Genomic DNA, 17,723 nt, shown 5'->3' with positions numbered 1-17,723 from the left:
GGAAAAGGTAAAGAACACGTCTAAATTCGTAAATTGACCGGCAGGGCGAAAGTCAAGAATAGACGCAACGACGAAGGCATCGATCAGGCGCCGCAAGGCCCGCGAAACCTGCGTCTTTCCCCTCTACCCGGCTATGCGGAGCACACCCAGATGAGCACCCTCCACAATGACAGCATCATCATCGACGGACTGAACATCTCGAAGTTCGAGCGCTCCGTGTTCGAGGACATGAGAAAAGGCGGCGTGACCGCCGTGAACTGCACCGTGTCGGTATGGGAAGACTTTCAGAAGACCATCGACAACATCGCGGAAATGAAGCAGCAAATCCGCGAATACAGCGAAATTCTCACGCTCGTGCGCACGACCGACGACATCCTGCGCGCGAAAAAGGAAAACAAGACCGGCATTATCTTCGGTTTTCAGAACTCGTATGCGTTCGAGGACAACCTCGGTTATATCGAAGTGTTCAAGGAACTCGGCGTCAACGTGGTTCAGCTTTGCTACAACACGCAAAACCTCGTGGGCACCGGTTGTTATGAGCCGGACGGCGGCCTGTCGGGTTATGGCAAGGAAGTGATTCATGAAATGAATCGCGTCGGCATCATGGTGGATCTTTCGCACGTCGGCGCGAAGACTTCTTCCGACGCAATCGCCTGCTCGAAAAAGCCGGTCACGTATTCGCATTGCTGCCCCTCGGGTCTGAAGGATCATCCGCGCAACAAGACGGACGATCAACTGCGCGAGATCGTCGATGCGGGCGGCTTCGTCGGCGTGACGATGTTCTCGCCGTTCCTGAAGAAAGGCCCCGACGCGACCGTCGACGATTATCTCGAAGCAATCGAATACACGATCGACGTGATCGGCGAAGACAACGTCGGCATCGGCACGGACTTCACGCAAGGCTATAGCACCGAATTCTTCGACTGGATCACGCACGACAAGGGCCGCTATCGTCGTCTGACGAACTTCGGCAAGGTCGTCAATCCGGAAGGCATCCGCACGATCGGCGAATTTCCGAACCTCACCGCCGCGATGGAAAAGGCGGGCTGGAGCGAGTCGCGCATCAAGAAGGTGATGGGCGAGAACTGGATGCGCTTCTTCGGCGAAGTCTGGAACGTCTGATCACCAACGACAAATACAAAGGACCCTGCGATGCAACCTCAACTGCCTATCGACGTCGATCCGCAAACCGGCGTGTGGACTACCGACGCGCTGCCGATGCTCTACGTGCCGCGTCATTTCTTCACGAACAATCACGTCGCCGTGGAGGAAGCGCTCGGCCGCGAGACGTACGCCGAAATTCTCTACAAGGCCGGCTACAAGTCCGCGTATCACTGGTGCGACAAGGAAGCCGAGAAGCACGGCATCAGCGGCATGGCCGTGTTCGAGCATTACCTGAAGCGTCTGTCGCAGCGCGGCTGGGGCTTGTTCGACATCGTCGAGGCCGATCCGGCGACGTCGCATGCGCGCATTCATCTGCGTCACTCGTCGTTCGTGCTTCAGCAGCCGGGCAAGCGGGGCAAGCTCTGCTACATGTTCGCGGGCTGGTTCGCCGGCGCGATGGACTGGGTCAACGACACAGCGCCCGACAGCGCGAAAAAGGGTCCGCGCTCGAAGTCGATCGAAACGCAATGCGCCGCCGAAGGACACGATCACTGCGTGTTTGAAGTGTCGCCGCTGTAAGCGCAAGCCCGAAGCACATTCATTCCGAGGTCGATCGCAATGCGTTACCCGAACCTTTTCAAGCCTCTTCAGCTCAACAAGCTCACGTTGCGCAACCGCATCGTCAGCACCGCGCACGCGGAGGTCTATGCCGAACCGGGCGGCCTGCCCGGCGACCGCTATATCCGCTATTACGAGGAGAAGGCGAAGGGCGGCGTCGGTCTCGCCGTGTGCGGCGGTTCGAGTCCGGTTTCGATCGACAGCCCGCAAGGCTGGTGGAAGTCGGTGAACCTCGCGACCGACAAGGTTATCGATCCGCTCTCGCGACTCGCCGAAGCGATGCATCGTCATGGCGCGTTCATCATGATCCAGGCAACGCACATGGGCCGCCGCTCCGCGTGGCATGGCGAGCACTGGCCGCATCTGATGTCGCCGTCGGGCGTGCGCGAGCCGGTGCATCGCGGCAACGCGAAGATCATCGAAGTGGAAGAGATCAAGCGCATCATTGCCGACTTCGCGGCAGCCGCGAAGCGCGTGAAAGATGCGGGCATGGACGGCATCGAGATTTCTGCGGCGCATCAGCATCTGATCGATCAGTTCTGGAGTCCGCGCACGAACTTCCGTACCGATGAATGGGGCGGCTCGCTGGAAAACCGCATGCGCTTCGGCACCGAAGTCCTGAAGGCCGTGCGTGAAGCGGTCGGCGCGGACTTCTGCGTCGGCCTGCGCATGTGCGGCGACGAGTTCCACGAAGACGGCCTCTCTCACGAGAACCTGAAGGAGATCGCGCAGGCGATGTCCGAAAGCGGCCTCATCGATTACATCGGCGTGATCGGCTCCGGCGCGGACACGCACAACACGCTCGCCAACTGCATGCCGCCGATGGCGCTCCCGCCCGAGCCGTTCGTTCATCTCGCGGCGGGCATCAAGTCGGTCGTGAAGCTGCCGATCATGCATGCGCAGAGCATTCGCGATGCGGGTCAGGCCGAGCGTCTGCTCGCGAACGGCATGGTCGATCTCGTCGGCATGACGCGCGCGCAGATCGCCGATCCGCACATGGTCATCAAGATTCGCGACGGCCGCGAGGACGAGATCAAGCAGTGCGTCGGCGCGAACTATTGCATCGACCGTCAGTACAACGGGCTCGATGTATTGTGCGTGCAGAACGCGGCGACTTCGCGTGAAGCGACGATGCCGCATGTCATCGAAAAGACGCGCGGACCGAAGCGCAAGGTCGTGGTCGTCGGCGCGGGGCCCGCGGGTCTGGAAGCGGCGCGTGTCGCGCGTTCGCGTGGCCATGACGTCGTGCTGTTCGAGAAGAACGACTACGTCGGCGGCCAGATCATGCTCGCCGCGAAGGCGCCGCAGCGCGAGCAGATGGCCGGCATCGTGCGCTGGTTCGACATGGAGACGAAGCGCCTCGGCGTCGATCGCCGTCTCGGTGTCGCCGCCGACGACAAGACGATCATGGCCGAGAAGCCGGACATCGTCGTGCTCGCGACGGGCGGCTCGTCGTTCACGGGTCAGGTGCCCGCGTGGGGTGTCGAGCAGGGTCTCGCGGTGAGTTCGTGGGACATTCTCTCGGGCAAGGTCGAGCCGGGCAAGAACGTGCTCGTGTACGACGGCGTATCGACGCATGCGGGCGCGGGCGTGGCGGATTTCATCGCGTCGAAGGGCAATAACGTCGAGATCGTCACGCCGGACGTGAAGGTCGCCGACGACACCGGCGGCACCACGTTCCCGATCTTCTATCGGCGGCTCTACGCGCAAGGGGTCATCCATACTCCTAACTATTGGCTCGACAAGGTGTACGAGGAGAACGGCAAGAAGATCGCCGTGATCCGCAACGAATACACGGAAGAGCAGGAGGAGCGCGCGGTGGATCAGGTCGTGATCGAGAACGGCATCACGCCGAACGACGCGCTCTACTGGAAGCTGAAACCCGAGTCGCTCAATCGCGGGCAGATCGATGTGCACACGCTCTTCGCTTCGGAGCCGCAGCCGTCGCTGAGCGAAGAACTCGGCAACGGACGCTTCCTGCTGTTTCGCGTCGGCGACTGTATCTCAATGCACAACATCCATAGCGCGATCTACGATTCGCTGCGCCTCTGCAAAGACTTCTGACGAGGGTATTCGACGATGAACCCCGTGTTTGTCATCACCGCGCTGCTGTGGCTTTCGATGGCGGGCCTCGCGTTCGCCTTGCTCAAGCGCGCGGCCTACTGGCGCGAAGGCCGCGCGACGACCGCCGGCCTGTACGGATGGGCGAATCTGCTCACCATCCCGAAGCGCTATTTCGTCGATCTGCATCATGTCGTCGCGCGCGATCCGTACATCGCGAAGACGCACGTCGCCACCGCAGGCGGCGCGATCCTCGCGATGGCGCTCGTCTTCATCAACTACGGTCTCGCGATCTACTCGGTCTGGCTCGACCGCGCGATCTTCATCGCGGCGATCGTCATGCTCGTGGGCGCGGTGTTCGTGTACCGGCGCCGTCGCGCGAAGGACGTGCCCGCGCGTCTGTCGCATGGGCCGTGGGACAGACTGCCGCTTCTGCTCGGCTCGTTCGCGCTCGGTCTGGCGTTGTTCATGCTGCTGCCCGCGTCGTGGATGTCCGGCGCGCTCGCGATCATCGTCGCGTTGCTGATCGCGGCGGGCGCGTACACGATGACCTTCGGCGCGGCGCAAGGCGGCCCGATGAAACACGCAATGGCCGGTCTCCTGCATCTCGCGTTCCATCCGCGTCAGGAGCGCTTCAAGGCGCAGACCGAGCATGAAGTCGTGCCGCCGACCGCGCTGAAAAAGCCCGCGCTCGATGCGAAGGAATACGGCGTTGGCAAGCCGGTCGAGTTTCGCTGGAATCAGTTGTTGAGTTTCGATGCCTGCGTGCAATGCGGCAAGTGCGAAGCCGCGTGTCCCGCGTTCGCGTCGGGGCAGCCGCTCAATCCGAAGAAGCTGATTCAGGATCTCGTCGTCGGCATGGTCGGCGGATCGGACGCGCAATACGCGGGCAGCCCGACGCCCGGCATTTCCGTCGGCAGGCACAGCGGCGGTCCGGCCAAGCCGCTCATCTCGCAGATGATCGAAGCGGACACGATCTGGTCTTGCACGACATGCCGCGCTTGCGTGCAGGAGTGCCCGATGCTGATCGAGCACGTCGATGCGATCGTCGACATGCGCCGCAATCAGACGCTCGTGGAAGGCGACCTGCCGGGCAAAGGTCCGGTCACGCTCGCGAATCTGCGCGAGACGGGCAGTCAGAACGGCTACGACATCGGCGCGCGTTACGACTGGTCGGTGGATCTGCAAGTGCAGGTCGCGCAACCGGGCCGTCCCGTGGATGTGCTCTTGATCGCAGGCGAAGGCGCATTCGACATGCGCTATCAACGCACGCTGCGCGCATTGGCGAAGGTGATGAACAAGGCGGGCGTCGATTACGCGGTGCTCGGCGGCGTCGAAACGGATACCGGCGACACGGCGCGCCGTCTCGGCGACGAAGCCACGTTCCAGCAATGCGCATCGAAGCTGATGAATACGCTTTCGCAGTATCAGTTCCGTCGCATCGTGACCGCCGATCCGCACGTGTTGCACAGCCTGCGCAATGAATATCGCGCGCTCGGCGGCTATTACGAAGTGCAGCATCACACCGCGTTCATGGCCGAACTCGTCGCGAGCGGCAAGCTCTCGCCGAAGGCCGCCGCCGTGTTCGCGGACAAGAAGATCACGTATCACGATCCGTGCTATCTCGGCCGCTACAACGGCGAAACGGAAGCGCCGCGCAAGCTCTTGAAGACCATCGGCATCAAGGTCGTCGAGATGGAACGTCACGGCATGCGCGCGCGCTGCTGCGGCGGCGGCGGCGGCGCGCCGTTGACGGATATCCCCGGCAAGCAGCGCATTCCCGATATCCGCATCGCGGATGCGCAATCGGTCGGCGCCGAAGTTGTCGCGGTCGGTTGCCCTCAATGCACCGCGATGCTCGAAGGCGTGGTCGGTCCTCGTCCCGAAGTGCTCGACGTGGCGGAACTCGTCGCCGCAGCGCTGGAGTGAAGCCATGAACGACATCAAACGCATCGATCCGCGCCGGCCGTTCATCATCACGGCCGATGGACTCAAGCGCATCACGCTCGGCGAAATCGGCAATGGCGTCGTGCTGAACTTCATGCACGGCGGTCACAAGGAAGCGCTGAAGCCGCGCCGCACGACGAAGCCCGCGACGCGCTCGCTGCTCGTCGCCGCACACACGGATCGCGGCGCGCTCGACGATCACGCGCGCCAGGCGCTGGCCGCCGCCGCCTTGCTCGCCGACGATCAAACGGAAGTCGTGCTGATCGCGTTCGGCGAGTTCAAGGACGATGCCGCGGCGTTGGGCGCGGATCGATATATCGCACTGCCCGCATTCGACCGGCGCAATTACGCACCGGATGAAGAAGTGCGCGCGTTGACGGCATGCGTCGCGGCTTTCACGCCGGCGCATATCTTCATGCCCGACAACGCAACCGGCGACGGCGATCTCGGCCGCCGTTACGCCGCGCGCGCCGATGCGTCGATCGCGACGCAGGTCGTCGAACTCGATGCGGCGCATGTCGCGTCGTGTGCGCACGCGGGCCGCGCGCTCGCATCGCGCGCATTGCCCGATATAGTTTTGCTTGCAACTAATTCCGTCGATGCGAAGCTGCCGTTCGTCGGCGCGGGCGAGGCCGTGAATGCGGAGGGCATCGTGCCCGCATCGAAAGCGAGCGCTTACGTCGATCTCGGCGTCGAGGAAATGGACGCCGCGCAGGTCGCGCTGGAAGAAGCGGACTTCATCGTGTCGGCGGGCAACGGCGTGTCCGACATCGCCGCATTCGAGACGCTTGCGGGCACGCTGGGCGCGGCGATCGGCGCGAGCCGCGTCGCTGTGGACGACGGCAAGTTCACGCGCGACAAGCAGATCGGCGCAACGGGCAAGACCGTCGAGGCGAGCGTGTATATCGCGTTCGGCATCTCGGGCGCGGTGCAGCACTTGCAAGGCATCAAGGATTGCCGGCACGTGATCGCCGTCAATCTCGATGCGAGCGCGCCGATCGCGAAGCGCGCGAATCTCACGATCGTCGCGGACACGCAGGAAACGATCAAGGCATTGACCGATGCCGCCGCCGCCGCGCGCGCCGCGCGTGCCAGCGGCGCGTCGATCGTCGAGACCGCGCACGTTGCCGAGGGAGTTGCAGCATGAAGATCGCCGTTCTGATTTCCATCGGCCGCCATCCGGTCAGCGGTACGCCGCGCTACAGCCGCAACGACGCGGCCGCGCTGACCATCGCCATCGACATTGCAAAGGCGCAGCGCGCGCAACTCGACGTGCTGCACGCGGGCGATCCCGCGAATCCGGCGCTCGCCGAATATCTCGCGCTCGGCGCGCCGACAGTCGAAGTGCTCAACACACAAGGCGACGCGTGCGCCGCGCTCGCCGCCCGGCTTGCGGGTTACGACCTCGTGTTCACCGGCACGCGCGCCGAAGGCGCTTACGACAGCGGCACGCTGCCCTACAAGCTCGCGGATGCGCTGAACGTTCCGCTCGTCGGCGCGGCCGTCGATGTCAGCGTGACGAAGGAAGGTGTCGAAGTGCGCCAGTTCATGCCGAAGGGCTTGCGCCGCCGCGTGCGTGCGCCGTTGCCCGCGCTCGTCGCCGTGCATCCGCTCGCCAACGCCGCGCCGCGCTACGCCTATGCACGCATGCGTGAAGGCCGCGTCGCGCCGGTCGCGGCGAATGCGCCCGTCGACAAGGAAAGCACGGCATGGAGCATCGGCCCGATCACGGCGAAGCCGAAGAAGCTGGCCGCGCCCGAGAAGCGCTCGGGCCACGCGCGCATGCTCGGCGCGACGACGACCGAAAGCCGCGGCGGCAGCGTCGTAATTGAAGGGAGTTCCGTCGAAAAAGCACAAGTGATTCTGGCGTATTTGCGCGAGCATCAACTCGTCGATTACTGATCTATCGACCCACATCGATCCACATACAGGTGCACACGATGAAAGTTTCGGCAGACGTTCGCGCTTTGATCGAACGCCGCAAAAAAGGCCATACGCTTGAGGCGCCGTTCTACACGAGCGAAGAAATTCACGCGCTCGACCTCGATGCCATTTTTCGCAAGACCTGGATTCAGGTCGCCGTCGAACCGGACATTCCGGAGCCGGGCGATTACACCACGGTCGAAATCGGCAACGATTCGATCCTGATCGTGCGCGACGACGACATGGAGATTCGCGCTTTCTATAACGTGTGCCGTCATCGCGGCGCGCGCCTGTGCAATCAGGAGAAAGGCTCGCTCGGCAATATCGTGTGCCCGTATCACAGCTGGACCTACAACCTCTCCGGCGACCTGATGTTCGCCGAGCACATGGGCGAACAGTTCGACCGCTGCAAACACAGCCTGAAGAAAGTGCATGTGCAGAATCTGGCGGGTCTCATCTTCATCTGTCTCGCCGATGAACCGCCCGCCGATTTCGCCGTGATGCGCGAAGCGATGGAACCGTATCTCGCGCCGCATGGCCTGAAGGATTGCAAGATCGCGGCGAGCATCGATATCGTCGAGAAGGGCAACTGGAAGCTCACGATGGAGAACAATCGCGAGTGCTATCACTGCGTCGCGAACCATCCGGAGCTGACCATTTCGCTGTATGAATACGGCTTCGGTTATCAGCGCTCGCCCGCGAATGAAGAAGGCATGGCGGCGTTCGAGAAGACCGTCGAAGAGCGCACGAAGCAATGGGAAGCCATGTGCCTGCCGTCCGCCGAAATCGAGCGCCTCGCCGATCTCGTGACGGGCTTTCGCACGCAACGCCTGCCGCTCGATCGCGAAGGCGAATCGCAGACGCTCGACGCGAAGGTTGCATCGAAGAAACTGCTCGGCGGATTCGAGCGCGCGGATCTGGGCGGGCTTTCGTTCTGGACGCAGCCGAACTCGTGGCATCACTTCATGAGCGATCACATCGTGACGTTCTGCGTGATTCCGCTCGCATCGGGCGAAACGCTCGTGCGCACGAAATGGCTCGTACACAAGGATGCGCGCGAAGGCATCGATTACGACGCCGACAACCTCACCGCCGTATGGCGCGCGACGAACGATCAGGACCGCACGCTCGTCGAGTATTCGCAACTCGGCGTCGCGAGCAACGCGTACGAGCCGGGTCCGTATTCGCCCTTCACGGAAGGACTCGTGGAGAAGTTTTGCGAGTGGTACATCGGACGTCTTGCCGATCACGCCAATACGCCGGTACAGGGCGTCGATGCGTCGCACGGTGAGAAAGTCGTTTCCTTCATGCGCTAAAGCAGTCGTAGCGGGAGCAGAACATGATGCGCGATCAGGCTACGTTCGAGCCGACAGCAAGCCGCGTGACCCAGCCGACATTCTGGGGAACGCTGCCCATGCGCTGGAATTGCGACACGGACGAGACGCTCGTCTGCTGTCACGTCCGGCAGGAAACGCACGACGTCAAGAGCTTTTTCTTCAAGGCGCCCGGCGAACGCACGTTCGTGTTCGAGCCGGGGCAATTCATCACGCTCGAACTCGATATCGACGGCGAGCAGATCAACCGCTGCTACACGATCTCGTCCGCGCCGACGCGCCCGCATACGATCTCGATCACGGTGAAGCGCGTGCCGGGCGGCAAGGTGTCGAACTGGCTGCATGATAACGTCGTCGCGGGCTCGACCGTGCGCGTGCTCGGACCATCGGGCGAATTCACGTGCGCGCGTCATCCAGCGCGCAAGTATCTCTTTCTGTCGGCGGGCTCGGGCATCACGCCGCTCATGTCGATGAGCCGCGCGCATCACGAACTCGGCGACGATGCCGACATCGTGTTCGTGCACAGCGCGCGCACGCCCGACGACATCATCTTCGCGCGCGAGCTCGATCTGATCGCGTCGAATCACAGAAACTTCCGGACGTCGTTCGTGTGCGAGCGTGTGGGCGCGCGCACGAGCTGGCCGGGCGTGACGGGCTTTCTGAGCCTGCCCTTGCTGAAGCTGATCGCGCCGGACTTTCTCGAACGCGAGATCTTCACGTGCGGCCCCGCGCCGTATATGAAGGCGGTGCGCGATCTGCTCGACGAAGGTGGTTTCGATCGCAAGCATTATCACGAGGAGAGCTTCTCGTTCGGCGTCGTCGAAGAAGTCGCGGCCGTGCTGACGACGGCGCATGTCGCCGATGCGCTCGCAACGCAGACGGATTTCGTCGAAGCGCGTGAGGAAGCGGTGGGCTTCGAGCCTGCACCCATCGAGACGATAGAGGCCGCGCCCATCGAAACGAAGTTCAAGGTGAGCTTTGCGAAGAGCCGGCGCGATATCGAATGCGGCAGCGGCGAGCACGTACTCGATGCCGCGAAGAAAGCAGGCGTGCGTCTGCCTTCTTCGTGCACGCAGGGCATGTGCGGCACGTGCAAGGTGAAGCTCGTGTCGGGCGAAGTGAGCATGAAGCATGCGGGCGGCATTCGTCAGCGCGAGATCGACCAGGGCATGGTGCTGCTGTGTTGCAGCAAGCCTTTGAGCGATCTCGTCGTCGACAAATAAAGTCTTCGCGACCGTGATCGGGGTGCGTCGTTTCTTGACAACTGGGTGTCGGAAAAGTGCGTTACGCGCCAATTCTGGCTAGTGATTCTGTCCGCTACACGGCGTGGGGCCGCTAAGGGGAAACCGAATGAAACCGATGAGAAGAATGCTCGTGCTTGGGGCGATGACCACCGCCCTCGCAGCGAGCTTTGTGGCGAACTCCGCGGATAAGCCGACGATCAAGATCGGTTACGTCGAGGGTTGGGACGATAGCGTGGCGACGTCGAACGTCGCGGCGCGTGTGATCGAGAAGAAGCTGGGTTATCCGGTGCAACTCGTGCCGGTTGCGGCTGGCGTGATGTGGCAAGGCGTGGCGCGCGGCGATCTGGATGCGACGCTTTCGGCGTGGTTGCCGGTCACGCATGGCGCGTACTGGAACAACTTCAAGTCGAAGGTCGTGAATCTGGGTCCGAACTTTCAGGACGCGAAGATCGGGCTGATCGTGCCGGAGAATGTCGACGTCAATAGCCTCTCCGATCTCGAAGCGAAGAAGGCGGAATTCGATTCGCGCATTGTCGGCATCGATGCGGGCGCGGGCGTGATGCAGAAGACGAGCGAGGCGATCAAGACATACAACCTCGACTATAAGCTGCTGCCGAGTTCCGGTTCGGCGATGACGGCGGAACTGGCGCGTTCGGAGGCGGCGAAGAAGCCGATCATCGTGACGGGCTGGAAGCCGCACTGGATGTTCGCGAAGTACAAGCTGAAGTTCCTTGAAGATCCGAAGAAGGTTTTCGGCGAGTCCGAGCACGTGGATAACGTGATCAATCCGGACCTCGAAAAGAAGGCGCCGCAGGTGGTTGCGTTCTTGAAGAAGTTTCAGTGGAAACCGGGCGAGATCGATAGCGTGATGCTTGCGACGCAAAATGGCGAGAAGCCGCAGGCGGCGGCTGATGCGTGGATCGGCGCTCATTCGGATCGCGTGGATTCGTGGACTAAGAACCCTTAACAAAATGAACAAAGGGGCTGTTAACGCTCGATAAATCCTGTTAACCTTTTCATTGTTTCGACGACGAAAAGGACATGGCTAAATCCATACTTGACGACGAACTCTGGGCACTCATCGAACCGTTACTGCCCCCTCCAAAACTACGGCGCCACCGTTACCCAGGGCGCAAACCGCTCGACAATCGTGCGGTACTCACAGGCATCCTCTTCGTCTTGCAGACTGGCCTGCGCTGGGACCTTCTTCCTCGCGAGATGGGTTGCGGCAGTGGTATGAGTTGCTGGCGTCGCCTGCGTGACTGGCAGAAGGCAGGCGTCTGGGACGAATTGCACGAGTTGCTCCTTGCGCGACTACGGGCCGCCGACCAAATCGACTGGTCTCGCGTCATCGTCGACTCCTCTTCAATCCGTGCTGTGGGTGCGGGTCAAAAACGGGACCGAATCCCACAGACCGCGCGCGACCCGGTTCAAAGCACCACCTCATCACCGAAGCGCAGGGCATCCCGCTCGCGGTGATACTGACCGGCGCCAACCGCAACGACGTCACTCAACTTCAAGCACTGGTCGAGGCTATTCCGCCCATCAGCGGCAAGCCTGGCAAACCACTATCGAAGCCTCGGGTCGTTCAAGGCGACAGAGGCTACGACCACGACAAACATCGACGCCCGTTGCATGCCGCGGGCATCGCCACGGAAATTGCTCGGCGCGGCCAGCCTCACGGCAGCGGATTGGGTAAAACACGCTGGGTCGTGGAGCGCACCATTTCGTGGCTTCACAACTTCCGCCGACTGCGCATCCGCTTCGAACGGCTTGCGTTCATCCACGAGGCCTTCATGAAAATCGCTTGCTGCGTCATATGCTGGCGACGGCTGCAAATGTCATTTTGTTAAGACTTCTAAGTGATTTTTTTGCGTTGGGCAACGCTGGAGCGCCGTCGGGGGTTTCTTTTTACCTGCGGCGCTTCTTTTTTGTTTTGGGCTTTGGGGAATCCTGTTTTCTTAGTGGTCTATTAGCGTTGCCCCTGTGCGGGGCGGCAGTCACTTTCTTTGCTGCTGCAAAGAAAGTAACCAAAGAAAGCAGCTTCTCAGGCCCGCGGTCACACGCAACTTGGCCAATTTTCTCCCTCAAGTTGGCCCTCGCCTAAGTGTCGCCCTCAAAGGCCCAATCGGACTTGGCTCGCGCACGATCTGCCGCACCACATGTTTTAGCGCGCTGGCTCAGCACGAAATAGCATCGGCACAGCGCTGCGCGCTGCCGTTGGGTATGCAAGGGAAACCGCCGAAGTACGCCTGCAGTGAGATGGAACTGTTAGCAAGAAAGCGCACGCCGACCCGATTGACCCGTCGGCCGCGAAGCGGGCCGGAGCGGTCTTGCGCTGAACCAGTTTGTTATGCGGTGCAATGAGTCAGACCGTGCGCGATCCAAGCCCGATAAGACCTTTGAGGGCACTCGCTACTCTGGGGGCCATTAGGTCGATCGCCTGTGCCGCGGCCGGCATGAAGTGCTTAGGCTGGGGATAGCTGTTTCTTTGGTTACTTTCTTTGCAGCAGCAAAGAAAGTGACTGCCGCCCCGCACAGGGGCAGTGCTTATAGACCGACGCGAACACAGGATTCCCCGAAGTCCGAAGCGAATCAGGAAGCAGCAGCAAGAAGAAAAGCAGAAGCCCCGCCCAGGGGCAACACCAATCGACTCAAAACCTTTACCTCAAAACCACAGTCCGCTCACCATTAATAAACACCCGCCGCTCGATAAACGCCTTAACAGCCCGCGCGAGCGTAATACATTCCACATCTCGCCCAGTGGTCAACAACCGCTCAGGGCTATAAGAATGATCGACCCGTTCGACTTCCTGCTCGATGATCGGTCCTTCATCGAGATCATCGGTGACGAAATGCGCGGTCGCGCCGATCAACTTGACCCCGCGCGTATGCGCCTGATGATAGGGCTTCGCGCCCTTGAAGCCGGGAAGAAACGAATGGTGAATATTGATAGCCCGTCCCGCCAGCTTGCGGCTTGTCTCGCCCGAAAGAATCTGCATATAACGCGCAAGCACCATCAACTCCGCGCCCGACGTTTCGAACAAATCGAGCAAACGCGCTTCCTGCTGCGCTTTGGTATCGGCGGTGACCGGCAGATGATGGAACGGCAAGCCATGCTGCTCGGCCAGATGCGCAAGATCAGTATGATTCGACCCGATAGCCACAATATCCATCTTCAATTCGCCCATGCGCCAGCGGAACAGCAAGTCCGCAAGACAATGCTCCAGCTTCGACACCATGAGCAGCACCTTCGGCCGCACGGCGAGATCGTGCATCGCCCAGGTCATCGAGAAACGCGCGGCAATCGGCTCGAATTCCCGCTTCAGCATCGCGAGATCGAGCGCCTCTTCAGGCCGCGCGCCATGAAACACGCAGCGCACGAAAAAGCGTTCCGACAAGTCGTCGTCGAAGACAGTAAGCTCGTCGATATAGCCGTGATGCCGCTCCAGAAAGCCGACGATGGCGGCGACCTGACCCGCCGCGCTCGGGCACGAAACGGTAAGCACCAGTTGATCAAAGCGGGAATCGGCTGCCATGCGTGCTCCACATTCAATGGTTGCAGCCGCGAAATGCGGCGAGCGTACGCATTAGTAGAGCAAACGCAAGCGCACGCGGGATAGAAGCGAATCGCCGCGCGGATAGTACGAAAGCGTCAGCCGACGATATCGCATTCGTCCAGCAGCCACTCGCTGAACGCACGCACCGCCGCAACCGGCTCGCGCGGCGTGACGAGCACATAGCCGCGATCGGTGACGAGCGGCGTATCGCAGAGCGCGACGAGCTGGCCCGTCGCGACGAGTTCGTCGATGAGCGGCGCCCATCCGAGCGCGACGCCCTGACCCATCACCGCCGCGTGCGCGACGAGCGCGTAACTGTTGAACGTGAAGCCGCCTTGCGTCGGCGGCGCGGCAAGGCCTTGCGCCTCGAACCAGGCGCTCCACGAAAGCCAGCGCTCGGGGAAAGTCGGTTCGAGATGCAGCAGCGGCAGTCCGAGCAGATCGGCGGGCGAAACAGGCCCGTCTCTGCCCGCGATCAGCGCCGGGCTGCACACCGGCATCACGCGCTCAGGAAAGAGCTTGACGGCGCTTTTCGCGCCCCAGTCGGCTTGCGTATCGCCGAACACGATCACGACATCCGCATGATCGCCCGATGCGCTCGGCAGGCTCTGCGACGTGATGATCTTCACATCGACATCGGGCATCAGCGCCTTGAATTGCGGCAGGCGCGGCATCAGCCAGTAAGTGGCGAAGCCGAAGTCCGTCGAGAGCGTGAGCGTGCGCTGCGCGTGACGCGAGCGGATATCGGCTGTCGCCGCGCGAATCAGATCGAGGCCGCGACGCACCGCATCGAAAAGACGCGCGCCGTCTTCCGTCAACGTGACGCCGCGATGCCCGCGCTCGAACAGCGGCGCGCCGAGCGATTCCTCCAGTTGCACGACGCGCTGGCTCACGGCGGGCTGCGTCGAGCCGAGTTCGCGCGCCGCCGCCGTGAAGCTCGCGAGACGCGCGGCGGATTCGAACATCGATAGCGCCTGCATCGGTGGCAGGCGGTCCGGCCGCGGCATAACTCCCCCTTATGAACGCATAACATTTTGCTGTCTTCACAGCCGCGATTTGAACGGCAATAGTGACAGGAACGCTCAGTCAACGATTCTATTCGAGGCACGCATTCATGCTTGGAACGAAACAAAATATCCTTGTGCTGATGGCCGATCAGCTCACGCCCTTCGCGCTCTCCGCATACGGCAATCGCGTGACGAAGACGCCACGTATCGATGCGCTCGCGAAAGAAGGCGTCGTGTTCGAATCGGCGTATTGCGCAAGTCCGCTGTGTGCGCCGTCGCGTTTCGCTTTGCTCGCGGGCAAGCTGCCGTCGAACATCGGCGCATACGACAACGCCGCCGAATTTCCCTCCGAAACGCTGACCTTCGCGCACTATCTGCGCGCCGAAGGCTATCGCACGATTCTCTCGGGCAAGATGCATTTTTGCGGCGCGGATCAGTTGCACGGCTTCGAGGAGCGTCTCACGACCGATATCTATCCCGCCGATTTCGGCTGGACGCCCGACTGGCAGAACTTCGACGCCCGCCCGACGTGGTATCACAACATGAGCTCGGTCATCGACGCAGGGCTGTGCGTGCGCACCAACCAGCTCGATTTCGACGATGAAGTCACGTTCACCACGCGTCAGAAGCTCTTCGATATCGCACGCGAGCGCCATGCAGGCAGGGACGCGCGGCCTTTCATGATGGTCGCGTCGCTCACGCATCCGCACGATCCCTACGCGATTCCGCGCAAGTACTGGGACATGTACGACGACGAAGAGATCGACATGCCTTCGTATCGCGATTCGCTCGATGCATGCGATCCGCATTCGAAGCGCCTGCGTCACGTGTACGAAGCGGACCGCACGCCGCCGAACGAGCGTCAGATCCGCAACGCGCGGCGCGCGTATTACGGCGCGGTGTCGTACGTCGACGATCAGTTCGCGTCGATTCTCGAAGCGCTGGAGCAGGCCGGCCTCGCCGACGATACGATCATCGTCGTCACGTCGGATCACGGCGAGATGCTCGGCGAGCGCGGCCTCTGGTACAAGATGACGTTCTTCGAAGGCGGCTGCCGCGTGCCGCTCATCGTGCATGCGCCGAAGCAGTTCGGCGCGCGTCGCGTGGCGGACTCGGTCTCGCATCTCGACGTGCTGCCGACGCTCGTCGAATTCGCACGCGGAGAAGCGCCGCAATCGTGGCCCGACAGCATCGACGGTCGCAGCCTCGTGCCGCATCTGCGCGGGACGGGCGGCCATGACGAGGCGATCGGCGAATATCTCGCGGAAGGCGCGATCGCGCCGATCGTGATGATCCGGCGCGGTCGCTTCAAGTTCATTCACACGAGCGTCGATCCCGATCAGCTCTTCGACGTGAAGGCGGACCCGTTCGAGCGCGAAAATCTCGCGAGCGATGAACGTCACGCCGCGCAAGTGGCCGAGTTCCGCGCGGAAATCGCGCGCCGCTGGAACCTCGACGCGTTGCATCAAAACGTACTGAAGAGTCAGCGGCGGCGGCATTTCCATTTCGCGGCGACGACACGCGGCACGATTCAGTCATGGGACTGGCAGCCGCATGTCGATGCGAGCCAGCGCTATATGCGCAATCACATCGATCTGGACGATCTCGAAGCGATGGCGCGTTTCCCCGCTGTCGAGCGCTGATCATCCACCCACGAACCCCCACATCTGACAGGAAAGCACCATGAAAAAGGGCTTTATTCATGCGCTCTTCGCGGCCGCGCTGGCGTGCGTGACGTTTCAAACATTTGCCGCCGAGCCGCAGGCCTGCGCGCAGGTGCGCATGGCGGGGCCTGGCTGGACCGACATCGACGCGACCAACGCGATGAGCGGCATCGTACTCAAGGCGCTGGGCTATCGGCAGAACATCGCGAACCTGTCGGTGCCGATCACGTATCAGGGCATGAAGAAAGGGCAGATCGACGTCTTCCTCGGCAACTGGATGCCCGCTCAGGCGCCGCTCGTGAAGCCGTTCTTCGAGGACAAATCGATCGACGTGGTGCGCCCGAATCTCTCGAACGCGAAGTTCACGCTCGCCGTGCCGGACTATGTGGCGGCGGCCGGCGTGCATTCGTTCGCAGACCTCGCGAAGAACGCCGACAAGTTCGATAACCGCATCTACGGCATCGAGCCGGGCGCGCCTGCGAATCAGAACATCAAGCGCATGGTCGATGACAAGGCCTTCGGTCTTGGCGACTGGAAGCTGGTCGAATCGAGCGAAACCGCGATGCTCACGCAAGTGGAGCGCGCCGTGCGCGACAAGAAGTGGATCGTGTTTCTCGCGTGGGAACCGCATCTGATGAACACGAAGTTCAAGCTCGCCTATCTCGATGGCGGCGACCGATACTTCGGTCCGAACTACGGCGGCGCGACGGTCAATACCGTGGCGCGCAGCGGCTACGAGCGGCAATGTCCCAACGTGGGCCGGCTCTTCAGGCAGATGGCGTTCAACGTCGATCTGGAAAACGGCGTGATCACCGACGTGCTGGAGAAGAAAACGAATGTCGATGCCGCCGCGACGGATGCGCTCAAGCGTCATCCCGAACTGTTGAAGTCGTGGCTCGACGGCGTGACCACGGCGAGCGGCGGCAACGGCCTGCAAGCCGTTCAGACGGCGCTCGGCGTGAAGTGAGCAGAGAGCAAGCGGGGAACGGCTGACCGCGAGCCGGTTGGCAACGATGAATCTATCGACCAGACGCTGCATCACGTCAAGTCGCAACTGGACAGATTTGCGTCGCAACGGGTCGAGCCGCGACATATATGGGGCCTTATTTTTAACGACGTCGACGCCACCACGTTTCTACGCGTCGGATAGCCGCTTAACGGCCGTTCCCGGCAACGTCAGCTTGCGCCATGTCCTCACGCCGCGCGCGCGAGGCGGGGGATCGCTTTTTCCAACGCAATATCGAACAAGACGAGCAAAGGA

Annotated in this window: 14 protein-coding genes; 12 read left to right on the top strand and 2 right to left on the bottom strand. The window is 61.8% G+C overall.

Features of this window, described 5'->3' with window-relative positions:
* Nucleotides 1-150 precede the first annotated feature (150 nt).
* From NOV72_RS17265 to NOV72_RS17220, 10 genes are all read left to right on the top strand, one after another.
* Nucleotides 151-1,122, top strand: a complete 972-nt coding sequence (locus NOV72_RS17265) for a dipeptidase (protein ID WP_106855819.1) — start codon at nucleotides 151-153, stop codon at nucleotides 1,120-1,122.
* A 30-nt stretch (nucleotides 1,123-1,152) separates the two neighbouring features.
* Nucleotides 1,153-1,683 (top strand): DUF5943 domain-containing protein, encoded by a 531-nt coding sequence (locus tag NOV72_RS17260; RefSeq protein ID WP_106855818.1) that lies wholly within the window; start codon nucleotides 1,153-1,155, stop codon nucleotides 1,681-1,683.
* 39 nt (nucleotides 1,684-1,722) lie between these two features.
* The gene (locus NOV72_RS17255) at nucleotides 1,723-3,786 is read left to right on the top strand and encodes an NADH:flavin oxidoreductase (RefSeq protein ID WP_106855817.1); all 2,064 of its coding nucleotides are present in this window, start codon (nucleotides 1,723-1,725) and stop codon (nucleotides 3,784-3,786) included.
* Nucleotides 3,787-3,801: 15 nt separating this feature from the next.
* A complete protein-coding gene (locus tag NOV72_RS17250) occupies nucleotides 3,802-5,712 on the top strand; it encodes a (Fe-S)-binding protein (RefSeq protein WP_106855816.1) in 1,911 nt (636 codons plus the stop codon).
* A gap of 4 nt (nucleotides 5,713-5,716) precedes the next feature.
* Complete coding sequence (locus NOV72_RS17245) at nucleotides 5,717-6,877, top strand: electron transfer flavoprotein subunit alpha/FixB family protein (protein ID WP_106855815.1); 1,161 nt, start codon at nucleotides 5,717-5,719, stop codon at nucleotides 6,875-6,877.
* A complete protein-coding gene (locus NOV72_RS17240; RefSeq protein WP_106855814.1) occupies nucleotides 6,874-7,632 on the top strand; it encodes a drug:proton antiporter in 759 nt (252 codons plus the stop codon). The genes NOV72_RS17245 and NOV72_RS17240 overlap by 4 nt, the downstream gene beginning before the upstream one ends.
* Nucleotides 7,633-7,670: 38 nt before the next feature.
* On the top strand, nucleotides 7,671-8,969 hold the full coding sequence (locus NOV72_RS17235; RefSeq protein WP_106855813.1) for an aromatic ring-hydroxylating oxygenase subunit alpha: 1,299 nt from the start codon (nucleotides 7,671-7,673) through the stop codon (nucleotides 8,967-8,969).
* A 23-nt stretch (nucleotides 8,970-8,992) separates the two neighbouring features.
* On the top strand, nucleotides 8,993-10,210 hold the full coding sequence (locus NOV72_RS17230; protein WP_425428733.1) for an FAD-binding oxidoreductase: 1,218 nt from the start codon (nucleotides 8,993-8,995) through the stop codon (nucleotides 10,208-10,210).
* A gap of 145 nt (nucleotides 10,211-10,355) precedes the next feature.
* Nucleotides 10,356-11,198 carry a glycine betaine ABC transporter substrate-binding protein gene (locus tag NOV72_RS17225; protein ID WP_425428737.1) on the top strand — a complete coding sequence of 281 codons (843 nt, stop codon included), beginning with the start codon at nucleotides 10,356-10,358 and terminating at the stop codon, nucleotides 11,196-11,198.
* A 74-nt stretch (nucleotides 11,199-11,272) separates the two neighbouring features.
* A protein-coding gene (locus tag NOV72_RS17220; protein ID WP_181291084.1) for an IS5 family transposase occupies nucleotides 11,273-12,084 on the top strand; the annotation gives its coding sequence in 2 pieces (ribosomal slippage) (nucleotides 11,273-11,621 and nucleotides 11,621-12,084; 813 coding nt in all).
* Between the two features lie 810 nt (nucleotides 12,085-12,894).
* On the opposite strand, the gene purU is transcribed toward NOV72_RS17220, so the two are convergent.
* Both purU and NOV72_RS17200 read right to left on the bottom strand, forming a co-directional pair.
* On the bottom strand, nucleotides 12,895-13,770 hold the full coding sequence (purU, locus tag NOV72_RS17205; RefSeq protein WP_106855808.1) for a formyltetrahydrofolate deformylase: 876 nt from the start codon (nucleotides 13,768-13,770) through the stop codon (nucleotides 12,895-12,897).
* Between the two features lie 116 nt (nucleotides 13,771-13,886).
* Complete coding sequence (locus NOV72_RS17200) at nucleotides 13,887-14,798, bottom strand: choline sulfate utilization transcriptional regulator (RefSeq protein WP_106855807.1); 912 nt, start codon at nucleotides 14,796-14,798, stop codon at nucleotides 13,887-13,889.
* Between the two features lie 107 nt (nucleotides 14,799-14,905).
* Here NOV72_RS17200 and betC point away from each other — a divergent pair, with 107 nt between their 5' ends.
* Both betC and NOV72_RS17190 read left to right on the top strand, forming a co-directional pair.
* Nucleotides 14,906-16,441 (top strand): choline-sulfatase, encoded by a 1,536-nt coding sequence (gene betC, locus NOV72_RS17195; protein ID WP_106855806.1) that lies wholly within the window; start codon nucleotides 14,906-14,908, stop codon nucleotides 16,439-16,441.
* A gap of 40 nt (nucleotides 16,442-16,481) precedes the next feature.
* Nucleotides 16,482-17,429: a choline ABC transporter substrate-binding protein gene (locus NOV72_RS17190; protein WP_106855805.1), complete on the top strand. Its 948-nt coding sequence runs from the start codon at nucleotides 16,482-16,484 to the stop codon at nucleotides 17,427-17,429.
* Nucleotides 17,430-17,723: the final 294 nt, after the last annotated feature.

Origin of the sequence: Caballeronia novacaledonica, assembly GCF_900258035.1 — a bacterium.
Classification (GTDB): Bacteria; Pseudomonadota; Gammaproteobacteria; order Burkholderiales; family Burkholderiaceae; genus Caballeronia; species Caballeronia novacaledonica.
This window is presented reverse-complemented; position numbering and strand designations above follow the sequence as displayed.